Source organism: Paenibacillus sp. FSL H7-0918, from assembly GCF_038007025.1.
Classification (GTDB): domain Bacteria; phylum Bacillota; class Bacilli; order Paenibacillales; family Paenibacillaceae; genus Paenibacillus_AQ; species Paenibacillus_AQ odorifer.
The window spans coordinates 3,018,828-3,042,777 of sequence record NZ_JBBOWJ010000001.1 but is presented as its reverse complement, the minus strand read 5'-3'; the positions used below and the strand labels follow the sequence as shown (position 1 = coordinate 3,042,777).

General features: G+C 44.4%; 20 protein-coding genes and 2 pseudogenes. 19 read left to right on the top strand and 3 right to left on the bottom strand.

Going from position 1 to position 23,950, the window contains the following annotated elements; translation table 11 throughout:
• Positions 1 to 7: 7 nt before the first annotated feature.
• Together yycI and MHI15_RS13700 are read left to right on the top strand one after the other, a co-directional pair.
• Positions 8 to 748: a two-component system regulatory protein YycI gene (gene yycI, locus MHI15_RS13705; RefSeq protein ID WP_036677823.1), complete on the top strand. Its 741-nt coding sequence runs from the start codon at positions 8 to 10 to the stop codon at positions 746 to 748.
• Positions 749 to 762: 14 nt separating this feature from the next.
• On the top strand, positions 763 to 1,569 hold the full coding sequence (locus tag MHI15_RS13700) for an MBL fold metallo-hydrolase (RefSeq protein ID WP_036677825.1): 807 nt from the start codon (positions 763 to 765) through the stop codon (positions 1,567 to 1,569).
• Here the strand turns inward: MHI15_RS13700 and MHI15_RS13695 are convergent.
• On the bottom strand, positions 1,538 to 1,744 hold the full coding sequence (locus MHI15_RS13695; protein ID WP_036677826.1) for a hypothetical protein: 207 nt from the start codon (positions 1,742 to 1,744) through the stop codon (positions 1,538 to 1,540). The genes MHI15_RS13700 and MHI15_RS13695 overlap by 32 nt on opposite strands.
• A gap of 388 nt (positions 1,745 to 2,132) precedes the next feature.
• On the opposite strand from MHI15_RS13695, the gene MHI15_RS13690 reads away from it, so the two are divergent.
• From MHI15_RS13690 to MHI15_RS13655, 8 genes are all read left to right on the top strand, one after another.
• Positions 2,133 to 3,380 carry a S1C family serine protease gene (locus tag MHI15_RS13690; RefSeq protein WP_076124305.1) on the top strand — a complete coding sequence of 416 codons (1,248 nt, stop codon included), beginning with the start codon at positions 2,133 to 2,135 and terminating at the stop codon, positions 3,378 to 3,380.
• Between the two features lie 420 nt (positions 3,381 to 3,800).
• A complete protein-coding gene (locus MHI15_RS13685; RefSeq protein ID WP_019914582.1) occupies positions 3,801 to 4,001 on the top strand; it encodes a cold-shock protein in 201 nt (66 codons plus the stop codon).
• Positions 4,002 to 4,093: 92 nt separating this feature from the next.
• Positions 4,094 to 4,321, top strand: coding sequence for a cold-shock protein (locus MHI15_RS13680; RefSeq protein WP_036677829.1), 228 nt, complete (start codon positions 4,094 to 4,096; stop codon positions 4,319 to 4,321).
• 222 nt (positions 4,322 to 4,543) lie between these two features.
• Entirely contained in the window at positions 4,544 to 5,947 is a 1,404-nt protein-coding gene (locus MHI15_RS13675; RefSeq protein WP_076181720.1) for a cytochrome ubiquinol oxidase subunit I, read from the top strand.
• A complete protein-coding gene (cydB, locus tag MHI15_RS13670) occupies positions 5,934 to 6,950 on the top strand; it encodes a cytochrome d ubiquinol oxidase subunit II (RefSeq protein ID WP_076278208.1) in 1,017 nt (338 codons plus the stop codon). The genes MHI15_RS13675 and cydB overlap by 14 nt, the downstream gene beginning before the upstream one ends.
• On the top strand, positions 6,950 to 8,716 hold the full coding sequence (gene cydD, locus MHI15_RS13665; protein ID WP_076282217.1) for a thiol reductant ABC exporter subunit CydD: 1,767 nt from the start codon (positions 6,950 to 6,952) through the stop codon (positions 8,714 to 8,716). Before cydB ends, cydD begins: the two co-directional genes overlap by 1 nt.
• The gene (gene cydC / locus MHI15_RS13660; RefSeq protein ID WP_076305870.1) at positions 8,713 to 10,464 is read left to right on the top strand and encodes a thiol reductant ABC exporter subunit CydC; all 1,752 of its coding nucleotides are present in this window, start codon (positions 8,713 to 8,715) and stop codon (positions 10,462 to 10,464) included. Before cydD ends, cydC begins: the two co-directional genes overlap by 4 nt.
• Before the next feature lie 231 nt (positions 10,465 to 10,695).
• Positions 10,696 to 10,863, top strand: a complete 168-nt coding sequence (locus tag MHI15_RS13655; RefSeq protein WP_063829780.1) for a CxxH/CxxC protein — start codon at positions 10,696 to 10,698, stop codon at positions 10,861 to 10,863.
• Positions 10,864 to 10,961: 98 nt separating this feature from the next.
• On the opposite strand, the gene MHI15_RS13650 is transcribed toward MHI15_RS13655, so the two are convergent.
• Positions 10,962 to 12,374, bottom strand: coding sequence for an MFS transporter (locus MHI15_RS13650; protein ID WP_038573941.1), 1,413 nt, complete (start codon positions 12,372 to 12,374; stop codon positions 10,962 to 10,964).
• A 142-nt stretch (positions 12,375 to 12,516) separates the two neighbouring features.
• Between MHI15_RS13650 and MHI15_RS13645 the strand changes: the two genes are divergently transcribed.
• The 9 genes and pseudogenes from MHI15_RS13645 to MHI15_RS13605 all read left to right on the top strand — a co-directional run bounded on the left by MHI15_RS13645 (position 12,517) and on the right by MHI15_RS13605 (position 23,108).
• A complete protein-coding gene (locus tag MHI15_RS13645) occupies positions 12,517 to 12,867 on the top strand; it encodes an ArsR/SmtB family transcription factor (RefSeq protein ID WP_076124295.1) in 351 nt (116 codons plus the stop codon).
• Positions 12,868 to 13,123: 256 nt separating this feature from the next.
• Positions 13,124 to 13,603 (top strand): 23S rRNA (pseudouridine(1915)-N(3))-methyltransferase RlmH, encoded by a 480-nt coding sequence (gene rlmH / locus MHI15_RS13640; protein ID WP_036677839.1) that lies wholly within the window; start codon positions 13,124 to 13,126, stop codon positions 13,601 to 13,603.
• Between the two features lie 633 nt (positions 13,604 to 14,236).
• Positions 14,237 to 16,648 (top strand): U32 family peptidase, encoded by a 2,412-nt coding sequence (locus tag MHI15_RS13635; protein WP_341164494.1) that lies wholly within the window; start codon positions 14,237 to 14,239, stop codon positions 16,646 to 16,648.
• Positions 16,649 to 16,743: 95 nt separating this feature from the next.
• Positions 16,744 to 16,890: pseudogene (locus MHI15_RS13630) on the top strand (DNA-binding response regulator); the annotation flags it as partial.
• Positions 16,887 to 17,725: pseudogene (locus tag MHI15_RS13625) on the top strand (sensor histidine kinase); the annotation flags it as partial. The pseudogenes MHI15_RS13630 and MHI15_RS13625, both read left to right, overlap by 4 nt.
• A 101-nt stretch (positions 17,726 to 17,826) precedes the next feature.
• Positions 17,827 to 18,765: a VanZ family protein gene (locus MHI15_RS13620; protein ID WP_341164493.1), complete on the top strand. Its 939-nt coding sequence runs from the start codon at positions 17,827 to 17,829 to the stop codon at positions 18,763 to 18,765.
• Between the two features lie 24 nt (positions 18,766 to 18,789).
• Entirely contained in the window at positions 18,790 to 19,473 is a 684-nt protein-coding gene (locus MHI15_RS13615; protein ID WP_341164492.1) for an ABC transporter ATP-binding protein, read from the top strand.
• A complete protein-coding gene (locus MHI15_RS13610; protein WP_341164491.1) occupies positions 19,470 to 22,061 on the top strand; it encodes an FtsX-like permease family protein in 2,592 nt (863 codons plus the stop codon). Before MHI15_RS13615 ends, MHI15_RS13610 begins: the two co-directional genes overlap by 4 nt.
• A 51-nt stretch (positions 22,062 to 22,112) precedes the next feature.
• Positions 22,113 to 23,108 carry a helix-turn-helix transcriptional regulator gene (locus MHI15_RS13605; protein WP_341164490.1) on the top strand — a complete coding sequence of 332 codons (996 nt, stop codon included), beginning with the start codon at positions 22,113 to 22,115 and terminating at the stop codon, positions 23,106 to 23,108.
• Between the two features lie 98 nt (positions 23,109 to 23,206).
• On the opposite strand, the gene MHI15_RS13600 is transcribed toward MHI15_RS13605, so the two are convergent.
• Entirely contained in the window at positions 23,207 to 23,677 is a 471-nt protein-coding gene (locus MHI15_RS13600) for a pyridoxamine 5'-phosphate oxidase family protein (RefSeq protein ID WP_076191502.1), read from the bottom strand.
• Positions 23,678 to 23,950 lie beyond the last annotated feature (273 nt).

Sequence of the window (23,950 nt, the reverse complement as noted above, 5' to 3'; positions counted from 1 at the left end):
TTCGGGTATGGATTGGGGAAGAGCTAAAAATGTACTGATTTGCGCCTTTTTAGGTCTGAATCTGCTGCTATGTTACCAGCTGTGGGTCGATTTACGCGATCAGGTTAGTGCTAATCTTGATTTTACTTCCCTGTCTGCTGAGACCCAAGCCGTAATGGAGCAGAAAGGGATTCGTGTATTGTGTCCCATTCCGGCTTCTACCCCGCAGCTTCCTAACATTACTTATCGTTATTCTGCTGAAGAACAGACTGAACCACCAATTAAATTAGATGTACCTATAGACAGCAAGCTGATCTATTCTTCCTTCTCAGAGCTTAGCAAGGCGCTTGAGGATAAGATTCCTGACATTTCCAATTATCGCTTTGATTCACAGGAAAGTGAGGTTGGGAAGTTCGTTCTTCATCCGCTGGTTCAAAATCAGTGGTCGTTGTTCCGTGTTAGGCTAGAGTTGATTAACAGTGATCAAAAAATCGTAGCTTACCGCTGGCCGAAGATTGAAATAGGGACAAGCAGCAGCGATAAAGAACAGAAGGTGCTTCCAGCATCGCAAGCACTTAGTAGTTTGATAGAGAAGTATTTCCCGGCAGATTCCGTAGTGAAGGAGATTGAGCTGGGATATTACGGTGAGCTGTTCAACTCGGAAAGTCAGGTAGCTTCGCCGATGTGGCGGTTTATGCTGGAGAACGGCAATGCCTATTATGTGGATGCTATTAGTGCGGACATCATCAGTCCTAAGACAACAGAGTAGAAGGAGTAAGGAAAATGGGGATTTCATTTACAGTACTGTCCAGTGGTTCTACCGGCAATGTAACGGTGGTACGAAACGGGGAGACAACACTTATGATTGACGCAGGTTTTAGTGCCAAGCGGATCGATGAGCTGTTGGCCATGCGTGAACTAACGGGTAATGATATAGACGGGATTCTAGTTACACACGAACATTCCGATCATATCAAGGGACTCGGGGCCATGGCCCGTAAATACGATCTTCCGATTTATGCGAACACCAATACCTGGGGAGCTATCGAGAAGGGAATTGGTAAAATACCGGAGTATAACCGTATGATCATGGAGTCTGGCCAGCACAAGGATTTCGGCAGTATGCGAGTAGAATCCTTTGCGATTTCTCATGATGCAGCGGAGCCAGTGGGTTACAATTTTTATGATGGAAAAGAGAAGTTATGTGTAGCTACAGACCTGGGCTATGTTAGTGATAAGGTAAGAGATGCAATTTCAGATGCAGATGTATTGGTGCTGGAGGCGAATCATGATATCGAATTGCTGAGAATGGGACGTTATCCGTGGAATACGAAACGGCGCATCCTAGGCGACATGGGTCACCTTTCCAATGAGGCAGCTGGAGCTGCGCTTAGCGAAATTCTTACAGGGCGGACCAAACGGACCTATTTGGCGCATCTAAGCCGGGATCACAATATGATGGATTTGGCAAAAATGTCAGTACGCGGCGCAATGGAGGATCGGGGCTGTTTTTTCAAAGATAGTGAGTTCAGACTGTGTGATACGTATTATGATCAACCTACGCCATGGGATAAGCTGAGCCAGTCATAAGCTGATCAAGTTCAGCGGTCTTGCGATCTAATTCTTGGCGGGAGATTAGACCTTTTTCAATCATCAATTCGATCATTGCGCTAAAGGCAAGGGTCATGTGGTAGTGTTCATCCTTTAAGTCACCAAGCTTACCGATAAACTCGACTAAATCCATACTTGTTGAAAAAGAACTCATAATTAATCCTCCTTTAATAGTGTGAATATATAGTGTAATTAGAACTGAAAACTGTAAAAAATTCGCAGGTGTTTTAGCTGAGGAAAATCCCGAATTGCAGGTTGCCTGTGATACAATTAAAAGCGTGATGAGCAATGCTAAAATTTTAGGGACACTTCTATTTTATTGTAGTCTTTTAAGTTGCAAAATATTCCTAATAGAGAAGATATATTAAAAGATTATCATAATCTAACGATTGACCGAAACTCTTGTGGGGTTAATGGATAAAGTGAAACTTTTTAGTGATATTTGGAGTCTAATGGTTACAGAGGTTTGGTTCGGACGTGGTTGCTATAGGTTCAGGTCTTACCAACAGTGAACGCTTGGCAATAGAAGGGGGAGATTTTCGGTGGGATTGTTTGATGATGATTTCTATTCAACTAAAGTTTCGCGGTCCAGAGGGGATGAAGCATCAAAGGGATCGTTTGCTAATCGTAGACATTCTGTACGCAGATCGCGTAAGGGTTTATCTACTTGGCAAATATCCGCCGTTTGCTCCTTAGTCAGCGCTGTGGTGGCAGTTTTGTTATTCAGTATGTTTACAGGCCAGATGAGTCATGAGACTGCTCAGAAGCCGGTTGTAGCAACTGGAAATGTTGCCCCAAGCAGTAGTGATCCATTTGACCGGATTATTCAAGCTGCTGCCACGGTTCGCCCTGCAGTAGTAAGTATTATCAATCATAAAGAAGATAATGAAGAATTAAACATTCTGGATGAGTCTGCACTAGGCTCAGGAGTGATCTATAAAAAGACAGGGAATAAAGCATTTATCATTACCAATAATCATGTCATCGAAGACTCCGGTAATCTCGAAGTAGTTACAGTGAACGGAGAGACTCGTAAGGCAACACTCGTTGGAACGGATAAAGTAAGCGACATTGCGGTACTCTCTATTGATGCCAAAGGAATCGATACCATCGCGCAGCTCGGTGATTCCTCTAAGCTTCGTCTAGGTGAAACGGTCATTGCTATCGGTAATCCGCTAGGACTTGGTGATACATTGACCTCGGGGATTGTTAGCTATACTGAACGGATGGTTCCCGTATCCCTTAATCAGGATGGAGTATATGACTGGGAACAAGAAGTGATACAGACCGATGCGGCGATTAATGAAGGAAACAGTGGCGGCGCATTAGTGGATCTGGATGGCAAGGTCATTGGAATTAACACAATGAAGATTTCAGATACGGGTGTAGAGGGTCTGGGTTTTGCAATTCCTGCGAATCATGTGATAGATATCGCTAATGAGCTGGCTGAAAAAGGACATATTGCCCGTTCGTACTTGGGTGTATATTCAGTTGATTTGAACAATCCGTACGTTCCACTAGCAGAAGATCAACGCAATGAATTGAACCTGCCGAACAGTGTTAAGGATGGAGTAGTTGTTCTAGAAGCCGTTGGCCCTGCGAAGGAAGCTGGACTGCAATTCAATGATGTCATTACCAAATTTAATGATCAATCAATCATATCTACCCTTTCTCTTCGCAAGTACTTATATAATCATACGAAGATCGGTGATGATCTGAAAATTACTTACTATCGAAACGGCGAGGCCAAACAGGCAACAGTTAAACTTCTTGAAAAACCACAGGAATAATATGCTGGAAGTCGGTATATAATGATATAGCAGTTACGACAAGTAGAGCGGACTACCCCTTCGATTCCGAGGGGGGTACCTTCTTGAAAAAGCGGATAAAAGTAACGTTTTTGGAAAAGCTATTTTTCTAAAACCATGATAATTATGCCAGAAAAAGGATCTATTTAGGGAATAAACACTAAGTGGCAACCCTTACATTGGAAGGTAATACTTATTAGGGCAAAACCGGATATATTCGGATGCTTGCTTGCCTTTGCTAATCAGGTGTGGTAATATGATATCAATCATACATTTAGTCCCTAATTCTCGCATTGAAAAGGGCTGTCATATTTGGTAATACAACCTTTTTCAATGTGTGAATTTTTTCTTTGTTTGAAGATAAAAAGAACATATTAATTTAAATTTGTGGAGGTAACACACATGCAAACAGGTACAGTTAAATGGTTCAACGCAGAAAAAGGATTCGGATTTATCGAAGTTGAAGGCGGAAGCGACGTATTCGTTCACTTCAGCGCAATCACTGGCGACGGCTTCAAAACTTTGGACGAAGGCCAACGCGTTGAATTCAACGTTGTTCAAGGCAACCGTGGACCACAAGCCGAAAACGTTGTAAAACTGTAATAATAGAAGAAACCGTCCCAGCTTGTGAAAGTTGGGACGGTCTTTTTATATCTAGTTACTCACTATTGACTTACAGGATGGGAGGAACGGCAATGAACTACCGGAAGAAACCTTTGGAAGAAATACCGGAAGAAAATACCGCAATTTGGGCATGTACCAATGAGGGATGCAACGGATGGATGAGGGATAATTTCGCATTTGAACATGCGCCTTCTTGCCGTCTATGTGACTCTCCAATGGTTCGCAGCACGAAGATGCTACCCCAATTGCTTAATTCGAATGGCGATCTCAAATCGCTGAAGAAGGGTATTTCCATCTAACCAATACCTAAATGAGTCAAGCATTTAATAGAACGACGAACCACTCAAGACGGGTAAACCGTCTTATTTTTTTTGCTTTCTTTATGCCAAATTGTGATCTTTGTCACAAATCATTTGAATTTCACCGTTAAATGACTATCTTTATGTGACATTTATCACAAAAAGAAGTTTAAATTTTTGACAGAATATAATTAACGAAAAGGGGAGAAGGAAGGGACAAATATGGATACAGTAATGCTGTCGCGTATACAATTTGCGTCGACGACAATATTCCACTATTTCTTTGTACCGGTATCAATCGGACTAGCGCTCTTGATTGCAATCATGGAGACAATGTACGTTAGAAAAGGTAATGAAGAGTACAAAAAAATGGCGCAGTTCTGGGGAAAGCTATTCCTCATCAATTTTGCAGTAGGGGTAGTTACAGGAATCTTGCAGGAATTTCAGTTCGGGATGAACTGGTCCGATTATTCACGTTTTGTGGGTGATGTATTCGGGGCTCCACTTGCAGTTGAGGCATTGGCAGCCTTTTTCCTCGAGTCTACTTTTATTGGGATATGGATATTCGGCTGGGATAAGGTGTCCAAGCGAGTACATTTACTGTCCATCTGGCTGGTAGCATTCGGTACGATGTTATCTGCATTCTGGATTCTAGCGGCTAACTCTTTTATGCAGCATCCTGTGGGTTTTGAGATAAATAATGGACGTGCAGAAATGAATGATTTCTTCGCGCTTATTACGAACGGACAATTGCTGGTTGAATTCCCACATACAGTACTGGCTGCTTATGCAACAGGTGCTTTTCTTGTAACTGGTATTAGTGCTTATAAAATATTGAAGAAACAAGAGGTTTCTTTCTTTAAGAAGTCTTTTCAGATTGCAGCCATCGTAGGGATTATTTCTTCTATTGGTGTAGCTGTTGCTGGTCACGCCCAAGCGCAATATTTGGTTGAAACTCAACCAATGAAAATGGCAGCTTCCGAAGGACTGTGGGGTAAGAGTGGTGACCCGGCACCTTGGACCGTATGGGCAAACATTGATCCAAAGAATCAAATCAGTAGTGGAGAATTTCAAATTCCTTATATGCTGAGTTTCCTTTCATATAGTAAATTTTCCGGTGAAGTTAAAGGTATGCTTGAGCTGCAAGCGGAGTATGAGCAAACCTATGGCCCCGGTGACTATATTCCACCTGTACGTACGACATTCTGGAGTTTCCGGATCATGGTTCTAGCAGGAACGTTAATGATTGTATTGGGAATGTACGCTATGTACTTAATGTGGCGCAAAAAAATGGACCGTCCGAACACTTGGTTTATGCGGTTTATGTTATGGGGCTTGTTGCTTCCTCCGATTGCGAATACAGCCGGTTGGGTTATGACCGAATTCGGGCGTCAGCCATGGACGGTATTCGGACTGATGACAACGGAAGACAGTGTGTCGCCTAATATTACAAGTGGTCAAGTTCTGTTCTCCGTGATTTCTTTTACAACGATTTATTTAATTCTAGGATTAGTGTTGGTCGGATTGTTTATTAAAGTGATTAAAAAAGGTCCTTATGCAATGGATAACGATCACGGCGATTCGAATGATCCATATAACGAGGAGGGTTCCCATGATATCTCTTAATGAATTGTGGTTTGTGCTGATTGCAGTTCTGTTTATAGGGTTCTTCTTCCTGGAGGGTTTCGATTTCGGCGTAGGGATGGAAACACAAATTCTCGCTAAAAATGATACAGAGCGCCGTGTTCTGATTAACTCGATCGGACCCTTCTGGGATGGGAATGAGGTATGGCTTATCACAGCTGCGGGTGCAATGTTTGCGGCTTTCCCTGAGTGGTATGCAACGCTGTTTAGTGGATTCTATATTCCTTTTGTATTTGCCTTATTAGCTTTGATAGCGCGTGGTGTCGCTTTTGAATTCAGAGGTAAACGTGATTCATTGGCTTGGAAAAGAACTTGGGATGCTTGTATCTTTATCGGCAGCTTCCTTCCACCATTCCTCTTGGCAGTAGTATTTGCAAGCTTTATCAAAGGATTGCCTATTGATGGGGAGATGCAAATGTATGCAGGGTTCACAGATATCGTGAATGTGTACACTGTAGTAGCAGGGCTTACTGTTGTCCTTCTGTGCCTGGTGCATGGTCTCATGTTCACAACACTGCGTACAGTGGGGGATCTACAGGCTCGCGCTCGCAAGTTGGCTCAAAAATTGCTAATCCCGCTCGCAGTTTTATTTACTGCTTTTGTGATTATGACTTATAATATGACGGATATTTTCGAGCAACGTGGAACGATTCTTATGATTATTGTAGCCCTGGGAGTTATCGCCTTTGTACTGTCCGGTTACTTCATGACGAAGAAGAAGGATGGCTACGCTTTTGGAATGACAGGAGCGGTAATGGCGCTTTCGGTAACTTCTATCTTTGTAGGATTGTTCCCGCGTGTTATGATTAGTTCAATTGATCAAGCTTTTAATTTGACGATCACTAATGCAGCTTCGGGCCATTACTCTTTGAAGGTAATGACGATTGTGGCACTGACTATCCTTCCGTTCGTATTGGGATATCAAATTTGGAGTTACTTTGTCTTTCATAAACGGGTTCACGAGAAGGAGCATCTTGAATACTAATGGATAAAAACTTGCTTGGGTATAAAGGAGTTAAGCCAGTCTTTCTGATTGTAGGCTTCCTTACCCTGGTGCAAAGCTTGTCCATACTTCTGCTGGCTAAATCGCTGGCAGAAGTCATCTCTGCGCTATTTGCGGGAGAACCTCTGAAGGAACAATGGGGCACTGCGCTATTGTTCCTTCTTGCATTTCTTGTGCGCCATGCTTGTGCTATGCTGATGAGCCGTGTCTCTTACCGCTTCGCGGAAGCAACGGGCAGCACTATGCGGAGGGAAATGATGGACAAGCTCTTCCAGCTTGGCCCTAGAATGGTGGGCGGGCGTGGAACCGGGGATCTTGTTACACTGGTGCTGGAAGGGGTAACTAAATTCCGCACGTATCTGGAAGCGATCATTCCTAGAATGGTAGGGATGTCTGTTACACCGATCTTGGTGCTTATTTACGTCTTTACGATGGACACTACGAGCGGGATTATTCTTACGGTAACTATGCCGATTATTATTGTTTTTATGATTTTGATTGGGATGACGGCCCGTAAGCAAATGGATCGGCAATTGAAATCGTATCGCACATTATCTAATCATTTTGTAGACTCATTACGTGGGCTAGAAACATTAAAATTTCTAGGACGCAGTCGTAGTCATAGCGACAGCATTGCTACTGTCAGCGATCGTTATCGCTCGGCGACCATGCGTACGCTGCGAGTGGCCTTTTTGTCATCGTTCGCCCTGGATTTCTTCACTATGCTGTCAGTAGCTTCTGTAGCGGTAAGTCTTGGTTTGCGGCTTGTAAATGAACAAATGACATTGGTTACGGGCTTAACGATTCTAATCTTGGCTCCGGAATATTTCCTGCCTGTCAGATTGGTAGGTTCAGATTTCCATGCTACTTTGGATGGGAAAGAAGCCGCTGAAGCAATGAAGAGCATTATAGATCAAGATGAGGTGAAGGCTGAAGTAATCGTCCCTAACGGTGATCTATCTGTCGGTTCTGCAGCAAAAACATCGGAACAAATATTCACTTGGCATGAGAATAGCGTGCTCACATTAAATGACGTTAGCGTGAAGTATGAGGAAGCAGGGCTTTCTTCGCTGGAAGCGCTGAACCTGCAATTTAAAGGAGCTAGCAAAATTGGGATTATCGGAGAGAGCGGGGCCGGTAAATCTACTTTAGTGGATATATTAGGGGGCTTCTTACACCCTACTTCAGGAAGTATCACGGTTAACGGTACTACGGTTAGTGCATTAACGGATGAGGCTTGGCGAAAACAGACCTCGTATATCCCGCAGCGTCCGTATATTTTTAGCGGTACGTTAGCTGATAATATACGTTTTTATTACCCTGAGGCTTCTATGGAGGCTGTTGCCGCGGCAGTGAAAGCTACGGGTTTATCGGGTTTGGTGGATACTCTTCCGCATGGCTTAGATGAGATGATTGGTGGCGGCGGCCGTTCGTTCAGCGGTGGCCAGGAGCAACGGGTGGCATTAGCCCGGGCACTGCTTAGCAGCCGTCCGATTATGCTTCTAGACGAGCCAACGGCGCATCTGGATATTGAAACGGAATATGAGCTGAAGGAGACGATGGTGCCCCTTTTTGAAGGAAAGCTGGTCTTTCTGGCTACCCATCGCCTGCACTGGATGCTCGATATGGACATTATTGTAGTAATGAAGCAAGGCCAAGTGGCAGAAATCGGTACCCATCAGGAGTTACTTGCCCGCAAGGGTGCGTATTATGAGTTGATTGGGTCGCAATTGGAGGGAATCCATTGAAACGTGAAGGATGGTTTGCTCCCTATGTATCGTCGTATTTTTGGCGTTTTGTGCTAATTATTGTGCTTGGGGCGTTGACGATTTTTACTGCCTCTTCATTGATGTATACTTCAGGATTTCTGATCTCAAAAGCGTCTACACCAGTCGAAAATATCCTGATGATCTACGTGCCGATTGTCGGTGTACGTACGTTCGGAACAAGCCGGGCAGTCATTCACTACGTGGAACGGCTGATTGGGCATGACACCATTTTACGGATTCTTTCTAAAATGCGTGTGCGCCTGTACAATATTTTGGAGCCACAGGCCTTGTTCCTATCGTCGCGTTTCCGTACTGGGGATATTCTCGGGATGTTAGCTGATGACATCGAATATTTGCAAAATGTATATCTGAGAACCGTATTTCCAAGTGTTATTGCTTTATTGATCTACGGGGTTGCAGTGATTGCGTTGGGCACCTTTGATATCGGTTTTGCGTTATTAATGGCTTTGTATATTTTGGTGTTGGTCGTGGTATTGCCGCTTATATCTTTGTTGTTCACCCAGAAACGTCAACGTGAAGTGAAGGTAGAGCGTAATCGCCTCTATCAAAAGCTGACGGACGCCGTTCTCGGTATGGGCGATTGGGTCATTAGTGGACGGCAAAGCCAGTTCGTGGAGACCTACGAAGCAGATGAGAAAAAAGTGGCCAAAACTGATGCAGCGCTGCGCAGCTGGGCGCGTCTACGTGCGTTTATCGGGCAAGCAGTCGTTGGGGTTGGTGTACTTTCGATGTTATATTGGGCCGCCGGAGAGTATGCGGATGGTGCTATTGCAGGTACTTTGATTGCGGCGTTTGTCTTGGTTGTTTTTCCTGTAGCAGATGCTTTTTTGCCAGTATCCGAAGCAGTGGAGAAAATCCCGCAGTACCGTAACTCGCTGGAGCGGTTGTCTGGAGTGGTCGGAGAAGAGCAGAATATAGTTTCCGAACAGGCATCTGTAGTCGATGTTCTACCTCAGGTCATAAAAAGTGCTCATATCAAGCTCGAAAATATAGGTTACCGCTATGGATCAGAGGATAATTGGTCGGTTCGTGATCTCAGCCTCGACATCCCACAAGGCAAAAAAATTGCCATCATCGGCCGTAGCGGGGCAGGGAAATCGACGTTGTTAAAGGCTATTCAAGGGGTTATCCAACCTTCTGCAGGTTCGGCTATGATTAATGGAATCGCGGCTGCTGCCTATGGCGATAACATTCCGTCTATTATAGCGGTGCTAAATCAAAGCCCACACTTATTTGATACTACGGTAGCGAACAATATTCGCATGGGTGATCCGAAGGCTTCCGAACAAGCGATTAAAGAAGCTGGAGCATTAGCCAAAATGGATACGCTGATCTCCTCGTTACCAGATGGATACAATACCTTTGTCCGTGAAGCGGGGCAACGTTTCTCCGGTGGAGAGCGCCAGCGGATAGCGTTAGCTCGTATTTTGCTGCAAAATACACCTGTCGTCATTCTTGACGAACCGACCGTAGGGTTGGACCCAAGCACGGAGCGTGATCTTTTGCAGACGATGTTTGAAGCTATGGACGGTAAATCTCTGATCTGGGTAACGCATCATTTGGTTGGTGCGGAGCAGATGGATGAAGTGATTTTTATGGAAAATGGCTCGGTAGAAATGCGTGGAACCCATGCAGAGCTGATGGAAAAAGAACCACGTTACCGCAGATTGTATGAGCTGGATCGTCCAGTGGAGTTTCTAGGGTAGGATGGAGAGTTTGCAGATAACATTTATAGAAATTAGAGAGATATAAGTGAAGAGATTCCTTTTGCCCGTTTGGGGTGGGAGGAATCTTTTTTTTCGGTAGGGCAAGAATATAGACAATGGATGAACAGATTGCTGGAATGGATAGATAGGAGTTCCATTTTCGTGGGAAGTATGGTAGAACAATAGAAGGAGTATTAGGCCGCAGCGGCACAGAAAGGGATGCTTGGTTGAATGTATGTAGTATGTAAAGAACATGTAGAGTTAGCCATCGACAAATTTGTGGACGAGTATGAGGATGCACCTGATATTGTGGACTTGAAGGAGACCGAGTTCTCGGACTGGGACCCGCCGGCCAAATGTGCGGAATGTGAGAAGAATGCGGAATATTTAGTGGTCTAAAGGACTGTTAAAATTTATTAAAAACACCTTGCAGTTCCGGAAATGGGCCGCAGGGTGTTTTTTTGCATGAAATAATATATGTGTTAGCCGATTAGGTCTTATGCATCTGCTGCATCTACTATGTCGGTCAGCGAGCTACTTCGGTTGCCTCGGCGATAGAGAATAGCTGAGATGATGGCGATCAATGCTGCAATAGAGAGTCCCCAGTAGATATTGGAGTAGGCTGCAGAAAGCGGCAGTCCGCGCTGCCATTCCAGAGCGCTTGCGGCCATAGCCACGCTGAAGGCGCCGCTAAAGAATTGCAGCAGCTGGAACAGGCCCATCCCAGAGCCGATTTGCGAAGAAGGCAGAATCCGAGAGATTTCATTGGATACACTACTGGACAGTGTCGTGAAGGCCAGACTCATAATCATATAGATGAACATGACGGCAATCCATGACCGCCCAGCAAAGAAAGCGAATAGGATGGTAGCGGTCAATACGAGCAATGGTGCAAAACGTAAAATCCCCGCATTGCCATAACGGTCAATGATTCGCCCCACGGAGCGGGAGACAAAGATGGCGAGCAGCGAACCCGGAAAGATCACAAGCCCGGCATGGCTTGCGCTGAAGCCGAAACGGTGAGTCAGAATCTGTGGCAGCAGGAATAACGTGGCAAAACTGCACAGGTAGGAGGCAACTCCGATCAGAGCCAACACGAGATATGAGCGGTTACGGAAAAGCTCCGGCATCACGAATGGATCAGGTGTGCTGCGGATACGGCCAACAAATAAAGCAATGGCGACAATTCCGGCGATCAAGGCAATCCACAGCCCGCTGGTCAGGAACAGCAGCAGCCCGGTCGTGCCGACGCCCAAGAACAGCCCGCCAAGCACATCAAAGGAGCCACGGGTGGGTACTTCTTTGGGCAGCAGAATAAGGAACAGCGGCACTAGAAGCAGAATAGCTGCCGTTACAGAGAATAACCAAATCCAACCGAGATATTCGACGATGGCTCCGCCCGCGACCGGCCCAAGTCCTAGACCCAGCGAGACGGCTGACATAATTGTCGCCATTGCTTTGCCGCGGCGGGCTTGCGGGATATAGCGGGTAAATAGGACAAGCGACAAGGACATTACTGCGCCCGCGCCTGAGGCCTGGAGAATACGAACGATAAGCAGGAAGATAAAGTTGGTGCTGAAAAAGCCGGCAACAGCCGCGAGGCCCAGCGTCAACAAGCCTATAACCAACAGACGGCGAATCGGCAGAAAATCAGAAAGCCGGCTGTACGTGATTGAGGCAATCGAGAACATAATGGAATACCCAGTGACAATCCAAGAAGCGGACGCAGCCGTAATCCCGAAGGCTTCGGTCACATCAGGCAGCGCCAGATTGAACATAGCCGTATTCATGATGACGAGAACCACAGCGACACTGAACAGCAGGGTCAGCAGGCCTTCTCGTGGAAGAGGCGCTTCCGGAACGGAGGCTTCATGATCCGCATTCGCGGAGAGGTTATTTACAGAAGTCATGTGCGAAGCACTCCTTTTATTATTGTTTAATAGTTCGATTACTTACGAACAATTGAAATATAGCATGCGTTGATATAAAATGCAATTAGGAACACCAATATTTTTTTCGCATTCATCGTACGACAAAAGGGGATAATCATCCGTGAAAATACTATTTCATCCGGACCGCAAGGACATTCAGCTTGCCTCCGTATTGTATGCACTCAGCGATCCGATTCGCTTACATATCGTATCGGATATTCACTTAAATGGAGAACAGGCTTGCAACTGCTTCAACGTCCCGATCGCAAAATCCACCATGTCTCACCATGCCCGTACTTTGCGCGAGTCAGGGGTTGTTTTTACACGAGTTCAAGGAACACAGCGCATGTTGTCCCTGCGGACTGAGGATCTTAATGCACGTTTCCCAGGCTTGCTGGACTCTATATTGAGCGCTTATGAAGCTGGGGGGAAACCGGATTTTGTGATGGAGGAGCAGGAAGAAAGTAAGTAGGGATGGATTGAACCTGCTGAGGACAGGCAATATAGGAAATCGTAGATTCAGGAAATCTAGGAATACGGGGATCAGGAGATCCAGGGATTGTATGAAAAATAGGACATTTAGAGAATGCGTAAGAGTAGGCCGTTTTAATTGTCGTTTCTTTTCCACCGAATATGTGATAGAACAGAAGGTACTTACTAAAACTACAAGGGACGCCCAGTGCGCGTCCTTTTGCTATTTCTATAGAGGATTATGACAGGAGGCACTTATGCTTATTCAAATTATTGGCGTAGGAAAATTGAAGGAAAAGTACTTGATCGATGGCATCGCGGAGTATGCAAAACGGCTGACACCATACCTGAAGTTTCAGGTCATTGAGGTGGCAGATGAAAAAGCACCGGATTCTCTAAGCGAAGCAGAGGTGGTGCAGGTAAAGGGACGCGAGGGCGAACGCATTCTCGCGCAGATTAAGAGCGAGGCGCATGTCATTGCGCTCGCGATCGACGGCAAGCTGTGGAGCTCGGAAGAGCTTGCCGCAGAAATTGACCGGCTCGGCACCTACGGGACGAGCCATGTCGTGTTCGTCATCGGAGGGAGCCACGGGCTCTCCGACGAGGTCATGCGCCGCGCGCAGCAGCGCATGAGCTTCGGGCGCATGACGCTGCCACATCAGCTCATGCGCCTGGTGCTGGTGGAGCAGGTGTATCGCGCGGTGAAGATCAATCGGGGGGAACCTTATCACAAATGATGGTAAAGCGGAGAACAGAACTCAATATTAGTTTAAATGACTTGAACTGCACGGCATAACGGTTGAAAGCCAATACAATTGAAATAACAAAAATGTAAAAAGAGCCTCCACTTCGATTTTAGTGGAGGCTCTTTTAAGGCTGCTAATCAATGCGCCAGATGCTCGCTCATACTTATGTAAAATTAAATGTTTGCTACTTGGCAATGATAGGCACCCATAATTCCTGCTCAATTTTGGCTCCAGGAGCCAAATAATTCTCTATACATGAGGAGTGAAGAGTTTATGGTTACCTCAGCTGAGAGCGATATTCAGGATATTGTAGGTATGCTTCGTGACGCTAATGATGAGAAGATACGCGTGGCCAAAAATGTACTTAAAGAATTATTATGAGATACGTCCCTCAGAGCAAATGAGGTCATTTAAAACAAGCGCACAAGCCATTGGCTTGTGCGTTTTGCTGCAGCTTAAGTATAGTTCTTATTTTATGATTAATGGTAATAGTCTGAAATTTGATTTTCTAATAATCTTATTAATTTAAACGGGAGCGGCCATGTCGTCATTTATCGGATTTATAGTAGTTATTATCGTATTATCCATCTTAACTGGGATGAAGCAGGGGACTAAGAAGAAGAGATGACGCAGTACGGCAAGCGGAAACCTGCTGTTAAGAAAAGCAATAACAAAAGCGTGAAAACGACCTTTAACCGTTCATCAATACCATGCAGTCCTAACGATGTACTTTTAAGAACACCTTTGGACAAACTAGCATTGCCGTTATTTATGGATCATAAGGAGGAAGAAATGACTGAATTACTAGCTCCAGCAGGAAATATGGAAGCTTTAAAAGCTGCAATTTCTAATGGTTGTGATGCCATATACTTAGGAATGCAAAAATTTGGTGCGCGTGCATACTCATCTAATTTTGATCTAGAATCGTTACAAGAGGCGGTTACGTATGCGCACCTGAGGGACGTTAAACTCTATGTTGCCATGAATACCATCGTTTTTGAAAACGAAGTTGAAGAGATGAAAGAGCAGATCCACGAATTAAATAAAATCGGTGTGGATGGCATTATCGTCCAGGATCTGACTGCGTTCGATTATATCGTTAAAAACTTTCTTGATATGGAAGCACATTGTTCAACTCAAATGGGAATAGACGATTTAGACGGAACTTTATTATTAAAAGAACTTGGTGCCAAAAGAGTTGTTCTGTCCCGTGAGGTTGAGATTGAAAAAGTAAAAGAGATCAAAAGAAAAGCTGAGATACCTTTAGAAATTTTCGTTCACGGTGCTTTATGTGTATCTTACTCGGGAAACTGTCTAATGTCAGGATTAATGGGTAATCGAAGCGCAAATCGCGGAAGATGTGTGGGTTCATGCCGTAAGGAGTATGAACTCATGGATAAGACAACAGGTACATCTTTAGGGAAAAACCATATTCTATCTACCAAGGACTTAAACACAATCGACTATATCGAGGATTTAAAAGAAATCGATTCTTTAAAAATAGAAGGCCGAATGAAAGTGCCTACGTATGTTGCTAATGTTGTATCCAAATATCGCAAGGCCTTAGATCATAAAATAACCGAAGAAGACAAAGAAAATCTGAAAAAAACATTCAATCGAACATTTACTAAAGGATATTTGTTTCACGAAGATAGGAGAAATATTACAAACATTTTAAGACCTAATCACTTTGGTTATGAAATTGGAACAATCAGCAAGATTGTTAAAGATAGGTATGAAATAACACTTACACGACCTTTAAATCAGAACGATACCATTCGAATCAGTCACAACAATGAAGATGTTAATTTAACGGTTGCAAAACTGTACGATAAAGAGGGCGAATTAATCAACAAAGCAGAGGATGTCTGCTATATCAAAATCAAAGAAAAGATGTCTACGGGAGATTTAGTATATAAAACGAAGGATTATTTCTATAACAAAGAATTAGAATTATCACTGGAAAAAGAATTTAAGCGGTTTAACCTCGATATTAGAGTATATGCACGTCCAGATTCAAAGCTTGTCATAGATGCGGAGGGCTTAGGCTGTCATTATTCATATGAAAGCGAGGAAATACTAGGCGAAGCCATTAATAATCCAACAACAAAAGACCAGGTAATCAAGCAATTTTCAAGATTAAATGATACGATATTCGAACTTAATCATGTGGATTTTGAGGAATGCAATGCTTTTATTCCAGCTAAACTGTTAAATGCAGCAAGAAGAGATATTGTACTGGGCTTATATGACTTAAAGCTTAACAGCCAGCAGAAAAGAACCAAGGCTTTGGAAGCAAAAGAAAAAATAAGCTTTGCCCCTGAAAAACCATACTTTACGGCCTCTGTAACGACTAAGGAGCAGTATGATGCTTGCGTGAGCTGTGGAATTAAGGAAATCTATTATGAAAATGTTGTTAGAAGAAATCAGAATCGTTATAAGGAAAAAGAAGGGCAGCTACTAATCGGAGGATATGGCGGAATTTATCACTACAGAGAAACGAATCCGTTTGTTACGGACTATTCTCTAAATGTTGTTAATGCTACTAGTTGCTATGAATTATATAAATTAGGTGCAAAACGAGTCACTTTATCTTATGAATTGAATAAGAGCCAAATTGAAGATTTAAGGAATGCCTATTATGAAGAAAATGACGGCTATCCTGCACTGGAAATGATTGTATATGGCAAGGTTCCTTTGATGTTTACAAAATATTGTCCGATGAAAAAAATGAATCAATGCAGAATTTGCAAAACGAAGAGCTATGAGTTAAAAGATGAGCACGGAACGTTCCCTATCATTTCCCATAATGATTGTACAACGACTCTCCTTAATGGGAAGACGCTTAATCTGTTGGATGAGCTACCAAACATCAAAGGAATCGAGGCGCTCAGATTAAACTTCACAGTTGAATCCAAAGAGCAGGTTGTGAAAGTCATTAATATGGCGTCAGGCAAATTAAATGGCTCTATGAATAATGCTGTCTTTAATCAGGAAACAGACACAAGAGGACATTTTAATAAAGAGATTGTGTAGTCGTGGAATTCATTAAATGTTCTAAAATCTTGGGGAATACTATAAGTAAATCCGAGACAGGTGCAATTCAATCCAATCATAAGGATGAACTTCAGATGAAAATATTATTAGTTGAAGATGATAAGACGATCGCGTCGGGACTGGAATATTCGCTGCAGCAAGAGGGTTATTGGACTGTTCTCTGCCATAATGCCGCTTCAGCCCGAAAGGTGCTCGCCGAAGACATCGATCAGTTCACTATTACGAGCTAGAGAAGCTGTCCATCTATTTACGGGAGATTAGCAGCGGCCAGGCCTCCCTTGACCCTCGCGATAATCAAGAAGGTGAGCTTAGCATCTTAAAGAATGATATTTACAAGGTGACACGCATGCTCTCCGAGCATCGTTCTCTATTGCAGCAGGATAAGCTTCAACTGACCGATGCCATCTCCGATATTTCACATCAACTCAAAACACCGATCACCTCTATGACAGTCATGGCAGATCTGTTAAGCGCCCCTGATCTGCCTCCACTCAAAAGAACGGAGTTCACTCATCATATTCACATTCAACTTGAACGGATCGATTGGCTTGTTTCATCTTTATTAAAGCTAGCGAAAATGGATGGGGGACTATCCCGTTCAAAAAAGATCGAATACACATGAAAACCCTAATCCTAAATGCACTGGAGCCGGTTATGATTCCGATGGATATTAAGGGACAGACCGTTTCCATCACAGGGGATGACAACGTCTCTTTTGACGGCGATTTCCATTGGACTGCTGAAGCGGTTATCAATATTTTGAAGAATGGAGTGGAGCATACACCTGAGGGCGGTGCGATTACCATCACATTTTCCGACAACGTGCTATTTACGGAAATCGTTATTGCTGACAACGGAGAGGGCATTCCGAAAGAGGATTTGCCTTATATATTCAAACGTTTTTATAAAGGAAAGAATGCTAATGAAGGAACCATCGGTATAGGGCTTGCGATGGCTCACAGCATCATTGCAAGCCAGAACGGCGTGATTGATGTAACGAGCGACAGCGGGACTGGTACAGAGTTTCGGATCAAATTTTATAAGCATGTGATTTAACAGCACTCCATAAGTGACTAAACTGTCACCTCCAATGTCACTGTAAAGTCATTTTGGACAGATAAAATGATATTCATCAGATGAACGATGGAGGTACAACCATGCAAATGAAGCAGCATCGCAAGATTACTTTTTTTATCACGATAGGCTACACCCTGATTATTCTTTATTTTATGTTTTTTGCTTTCGGCAGAGCGGATAAGGTAGATCTAACCAGTCAGTACACCTTTATTTTTTTGCCGGACGATTTTTTTAGGGTGCCGGGTCTTTCCGATCTTCTACATCCGACACTGATGGACTTGGTGGGTATTGGAAACATTGCAGCCTTCATACCTTTTGGCATACTGTTTCCGTTGTTATACCGCACCAGCTTTGTTCGCTTCATGACAGGGTTTATCCTGTCCATTCTTGTGGTGGAGACCATCCAGGCACTAACATTCCTCGGCAGCTTTGACACGAACGACGTCATAAAGAACTCATTGGGCGCTGCTATTGGATTCGGGGCCTACAAGATTGGCTTCCGTACAAAAAACTACTGGAGAAATATCACTGCTACGGGAATTGCCAGTGCTGTCTTAATGCTCAGCGTGTGGGGGGTCTTAGGAGTAGTTGATCAAGTGTTCACCAAAGAGTTGGCCCCTTTTGTAGCGATAAACGAATGGGAAGATAGTACCGGAAATCGATTAACGGGAACCAAACAGGACAGTCTTAAGATTGGCGGTCAAGACGTGACACCCCAATATAATGTGTATGGCATCGAAGGTAAAAAGAAGGAAACATATACGTATTCGCTAGGCAATAAGGGAGATCTGTATCTTAGCTTGAATTATGGAATTCCTGATCATAAGGATTTTCAGGGCAGCATTAAGGTTACCGTTGACGGGCATGAGCTCCTGTCTGTATCTGCAGAAGATCAGCTCCATGAGCCGGATATGAGGATCCTTTATCTCACCGGGGCTAATGAGCTTAAGATAACCATTGAGGGGAATGAAACCCTTTGGGATGTTGGATATAGAGAGATGGTATATACCTGGAATTGAGCATCTAGGGAAGGAGGGATGGCAATGGAGATTTTAACAATTAAAAATTTGTCCGAAATATACGGCATTGGCGAATCGGCGGTGAAGGCGCTTGATGATGTTTCCTTTTCGGTCCAAAAAGGTGAATTCGTCGCAATTATCGGACCTTCCGGATCGGGGAAATCGACACTCCTTCATATGCTGGGCGGTGTGGATCGACCGACTGGCGGGAAAGTGTATGTTCAGGATACGGATATGTATACCTTGGACGAAACGCAGCTGGCCATCTTCAGACGCAGGCAAATCGGGCTGATCTACCAGTTTTTCAATCTGATTCCCGTCCTGACGGTGGAAGAGAATATTACGCTGCCGCTCTTGCTGGATCAACAAAAGGTAGATCAAAAGCAATTGGCTGATCTTGTGAATACGTTGAATTTGCAGCATCGATTAAACCATCTGCCGAATCAGCTATCCGGTGGACAGCAGCAGCGTGTCTCGATTGGCAGGGCGATCATCGGCAATCCTGCGATCATGCTGGCCGACGAACCCACCGGGAATCTGGACAGCAGGAATAGCAGCGAGATCGTCGTTTTATTGAAAATACTGAATAAGACCTATCATCAGACACTGATCGTAATCACGCATGACGAACGGATCGCCCTGCAAGCCGACAGAATCATTTCGATTGAAGATGGGAGGATTGCCAAAAACGAGGTGATAAGGCGATGAATATTGTCAATACATTAACCATCCGGCATCTGAAGCAGAACAAGAGACGAACACTTGTGACTATTTTTGGCGTAATTATTTCGGTATCCATGATGACCGCTGTCATTACGCTTGTTTTTTCCTTTGCGGATTTAATGATCAGACAAACTATCACAGATACAGGGGAGTGGCATATTCAGTATCAAGATATAACCAAGAAACAGCTTGCGGCGATACAGGGCGATGTTGCAACCAAAACGGTTGCAATCACAAGAGACCTTGGGTATGCCCCATTAGAAGGGGGACAAAATACCAATAAGCCGTACTTGTTCATTAAGGAATATAATGTGCAAGGGTTCACACAATTTCAGATTGAAATAAGCAAGGGACGTCTTCCGCACACGGACAAGGAGGTTGTGATCTCCGAGTCTGTTGCAACAAATGGCAAAGTGAAGTACGAAATCGGCGACCGTCTAACGCTTCGCGTCGGCGACCGATTCGAACAAGGGGGCGCTCATCCCCTAGATCAGACGGAACCGCTGCGCAGGAAAGACGGCACATTGACCGAGACATTACAGCATAGCATAATTAGGGATTATACGGTGGTAGGCTTCATTAAACGTCCGGTGTCGGAAACGGCTTGGGCCCCGGCTTATACGATCATTAGCTATGTCGATGATCATATCATCGGGGGGGACGATCGGGTCGATGCGTCGGTGGTCTTGCAGCGGGTCAATCCGTTCTTGTTCGCACATGCGGAGAAGCTGGCTGAGAAAAACCAAATTGACACTGTCCAATATAATAACGATTTGCTTCGTTATTATGGCTTGTCCAGCAGCGGGGCCTCATCCAGCATGATGTTCTCATTATCGGCAATCATTATAGGGACTATTATAATTGGCTCGGTTGGACTCATCTATAACGCTTTTGCGATATCCGTCTCGGAACGTTCCCGCCATTTAGGGATGCTCGCGAGCGTGGGGGCGACGAAAAGGCAGAAGCGAAATTCCGTATTTTTTGAAGGTATCGTCATTGGTTTGATCAGCATTCCCATTGGCATCTTATGCGGTCTTGCCGGAATCGGAATCGCCTTTTCGTTCATGAACACAATGATTGAAGGGGCATTATGGACTAGTGAAAAGCTGAGGCTTATCGTCACGCCGTTATTGCTCTTGATTACTTGTCTTGTTTCGATGCTGACGATTTTCGTTTCGGCGTATCTCCCGGCGGTTAAAGCATCCAGGGCATCTCCCGTGGACGCGATTCGCCAAACCACTGACGTAAAGCTTACGGCCAAAGCAGTGAAGACGTCGAAGATCATTCGTAAGCTCTTCGGAATCGAAGCAGAAATCGGGCTGAAAAACTTAAAAAGGAACAAACGAAGACATCATGTTATTCTTTTTTCGCTTGTCATCAGCATCGTTTTGTTTTTGACGATATCGTTTTTCACGACTGGCCTGACACAATCTCTGGCATTGTCGCTGGAAGGCATCAATTACGATATTGAAGTGTCGTCCAGTAATGGCGAAAGACTAGATGACCGGTTGATGCAATCGCTTGTATCTCTGGATGGCGTCACGGAATACAACGTGAGTCATGAGTTAGTCGGGAACGCTTGGGTCGATGCAGCAAGCATCGCCGACGAGTTGCAAGAGAAGGTTAAGCAGGATAAGAGTATGCTGCAAGACGGGAAATACCCTTACGAAATTAAGCTCTATGCAATGAATGATTCGAGCCTGCAAGCTTATGCCAGAGCGGTTGGCGCAGATTACGAACAGCTTACGGATCTGGATCATCCCGCCGCAATCGTGATGGATACGATTCATTACAAAGATATAGATACGGGGAAATATATTCAGACGAAGTCCATATATGCGAATATCGGACAACATATCGAGCTAACGAGTTTTATTAAAGCGAGCGGGGAAGAAACGAAGGCAAATAAAGTGATATTTGCCGCATTGACGGATAAGGCACCGATGGGGATGAGCCCGGTAGGCGTAGGCGGGTTAAATATGATCGTGTCGGAACGCGTCATGAATCGGCTGGCAGACGGCGAGGAGCTGGCTAACGCTTCGATGTACCTCCATTTGAAAAGCACGGAACCGGTGAAAACGCAGCAGGAAATTGAAGCGATGAATGAGACCAATCTGAATGTCTACAATGTATATCAATTCAGAATAAGAGAAGAACAACAGATTCTGCTGATGAACGTCTTTTCTTACGGTTTTATCGTATTAATCTCTGCGATTTCTGTTGCGAACATCTTTAATACGATCTCAACAGGGCTGGCTCTTCGCAAACGGGAATTCGCGATGCTGAAATCCGTAGGCGCGACGCCAAAGGGGTTTGCAAAAATGCTGAACTATGAGAGTGTTTTTTATGGGGTCAAGTCGCTCTTGTATGGGCTTCCTGTCAGTTTCGCCGTGATGTTTCTGATCTATAAAGCATTTGCGAACAAATTCAGCTATGGGTTCACCCTGCCCTGGATGAGCATTCTGTCTGTCATTGTGTGTGTATTTGTCATTGTCAGCTCTGCGGTTGTTTATTCCGGAGCTAAAGTAAAAAAGGAGAATATTATTGATGCATTAAAGCAAGAGAATATATGATTCACGTACTTCACCCAGAGGAGGAGACGTTACCCGACGTCACACACAATCATGCGAGTCGACCGATTGCTCTCCATGCTGCTGATCATCTCCGGTAAAGGTACGGTAACGGGCAAGGAGCTTGCCGAGCATTTCGAGGTATCCTTGCGAATGAAGAATTTACACGGCTTGTTTGGCAGGAACGAAGCTTTTAATGACATCATGTTAAAGGTTGAGCATACCTATAAGCGGGAGTCCGATAAGCACAAGCTGACTCTGGATATGTCCCATTTCAGCATGGAGCAGGAAAATAAAGAATACATTGGGATCATAAGCAAGGCCATCACGGATAACAGGCTGCTGGTGTTCGACTATATCAATAGGGATATGGAAAAGCTGGAGCGAACGGTAGAGCCAAGCTGGATTGACTTTCGCCACGGCCATTGGTATGTGATAGGCTTTTGCCGGGTCAGAGAGGACTACCGCAGATTCAAGCTCGTGCGGATTAGGCAACTGAGACAGGGGCCGCCTTTTGCAAAAAGAGAGCTGCCGGAAGACCAAATCGCCGAGGTTATTAAGCAAAGCTATTCGCAGCGGGACATACAGGTCGTACTCAGATTCACTTCGCGAATTGGCGCGCAGCTTACCGAGTATTTTGAGAAAGAGAAGATTAGCCGGGGTGAAGATGGCAGTAGGACGCTCCAGCTATATTATGATAGAAATGTGTATAAAGTGAAATTTATCTACATTGATCCATTTACACAAGAAGAAAAGCTAATCAATGAGGAAACCTATCGTTTCGGCGTACAATTCATGATTCCAAGTAAATCTGTCTGGGGATTAGGAGTGACTGGAATTGGATGGAAGGCGTTAGACGGGGCACCGGAAATTGATGAGTATGCTATGAACTTAGTGCCGGCACAAAATGTGACTTATGAGCTTATCTTGCCTGACGAAGGAAGCGGAGAAGGTGGAGAAGGTGGAGAAGGTGAAAATCCGGGATTTCCAGGTTTTCCGGGATTTCCGGGAAGTCAATTCCCAGGCCTTACGGGTTTTATAAAGTTCTAATGTAGCTGTTATCATTTAGTTGGTTCTTATGAAAAGGTTCATCGTGGCTGACTGCTGCGATGAACCTTTTTTGCTGACTGTTCTATCACTCAGACCACTTAATTTGCCGTCTTATTGATGAAGTCAATCTCATTTCTGATCCCTTTATGGGCGTCATTCCACAGGCCCTTTGTCAGGCGAATGCGCAGCAGGCATGTGTTAGGATCTTCGTCGTTATTGGCTTCGTTATACCACCCGGCGAATATTGTGCGCAGCTTTGTCATCATCTCCGCGTTTTTCTCGTCACATACCCAGCCCAGGTTTTCACCGATACCATCGGCCGTAAAGTTTTCGACGATGATACAAACAGCGACTTCGGGGTTTTGGGCGATCTGCTGCATCTTGCCTGAGGTCGCGTAAGTAACGGTGTAGAACGCACCGTCCTCATAATAGGCGTCTACAATGCGGGCGGAGGGACGGCTTTTGCCATTAGCCCCCGGTTCCAGTGCGATGGTGGATAGTGAGATCAGGCCGTCCTTGTTACCCGCTTGTTCTTCCAGCAGCTTCATGGCTTCGTCGTACTTGCTCATTATATTACCTCCTAAAGTGTCATAAGGCATACATGATTAAGCTTATCATTGTAAAATCTTAGTGCATGTGAAGAATAATACGATAAAATATTAAATCGCCATCAATCCAAGCTTATACTCGATGGTCTTTTTTTTATGCCATTTAATCTCCAGTCTACAAATATATCTATTTTTTTTATGTAATAGACATTGTAAATTACCCTGGTCCTATTGTAGAATCAAGAAGTTGTCGAATAATGGTGTAAAATGCCATCCTTGGAACTCACTAGGACG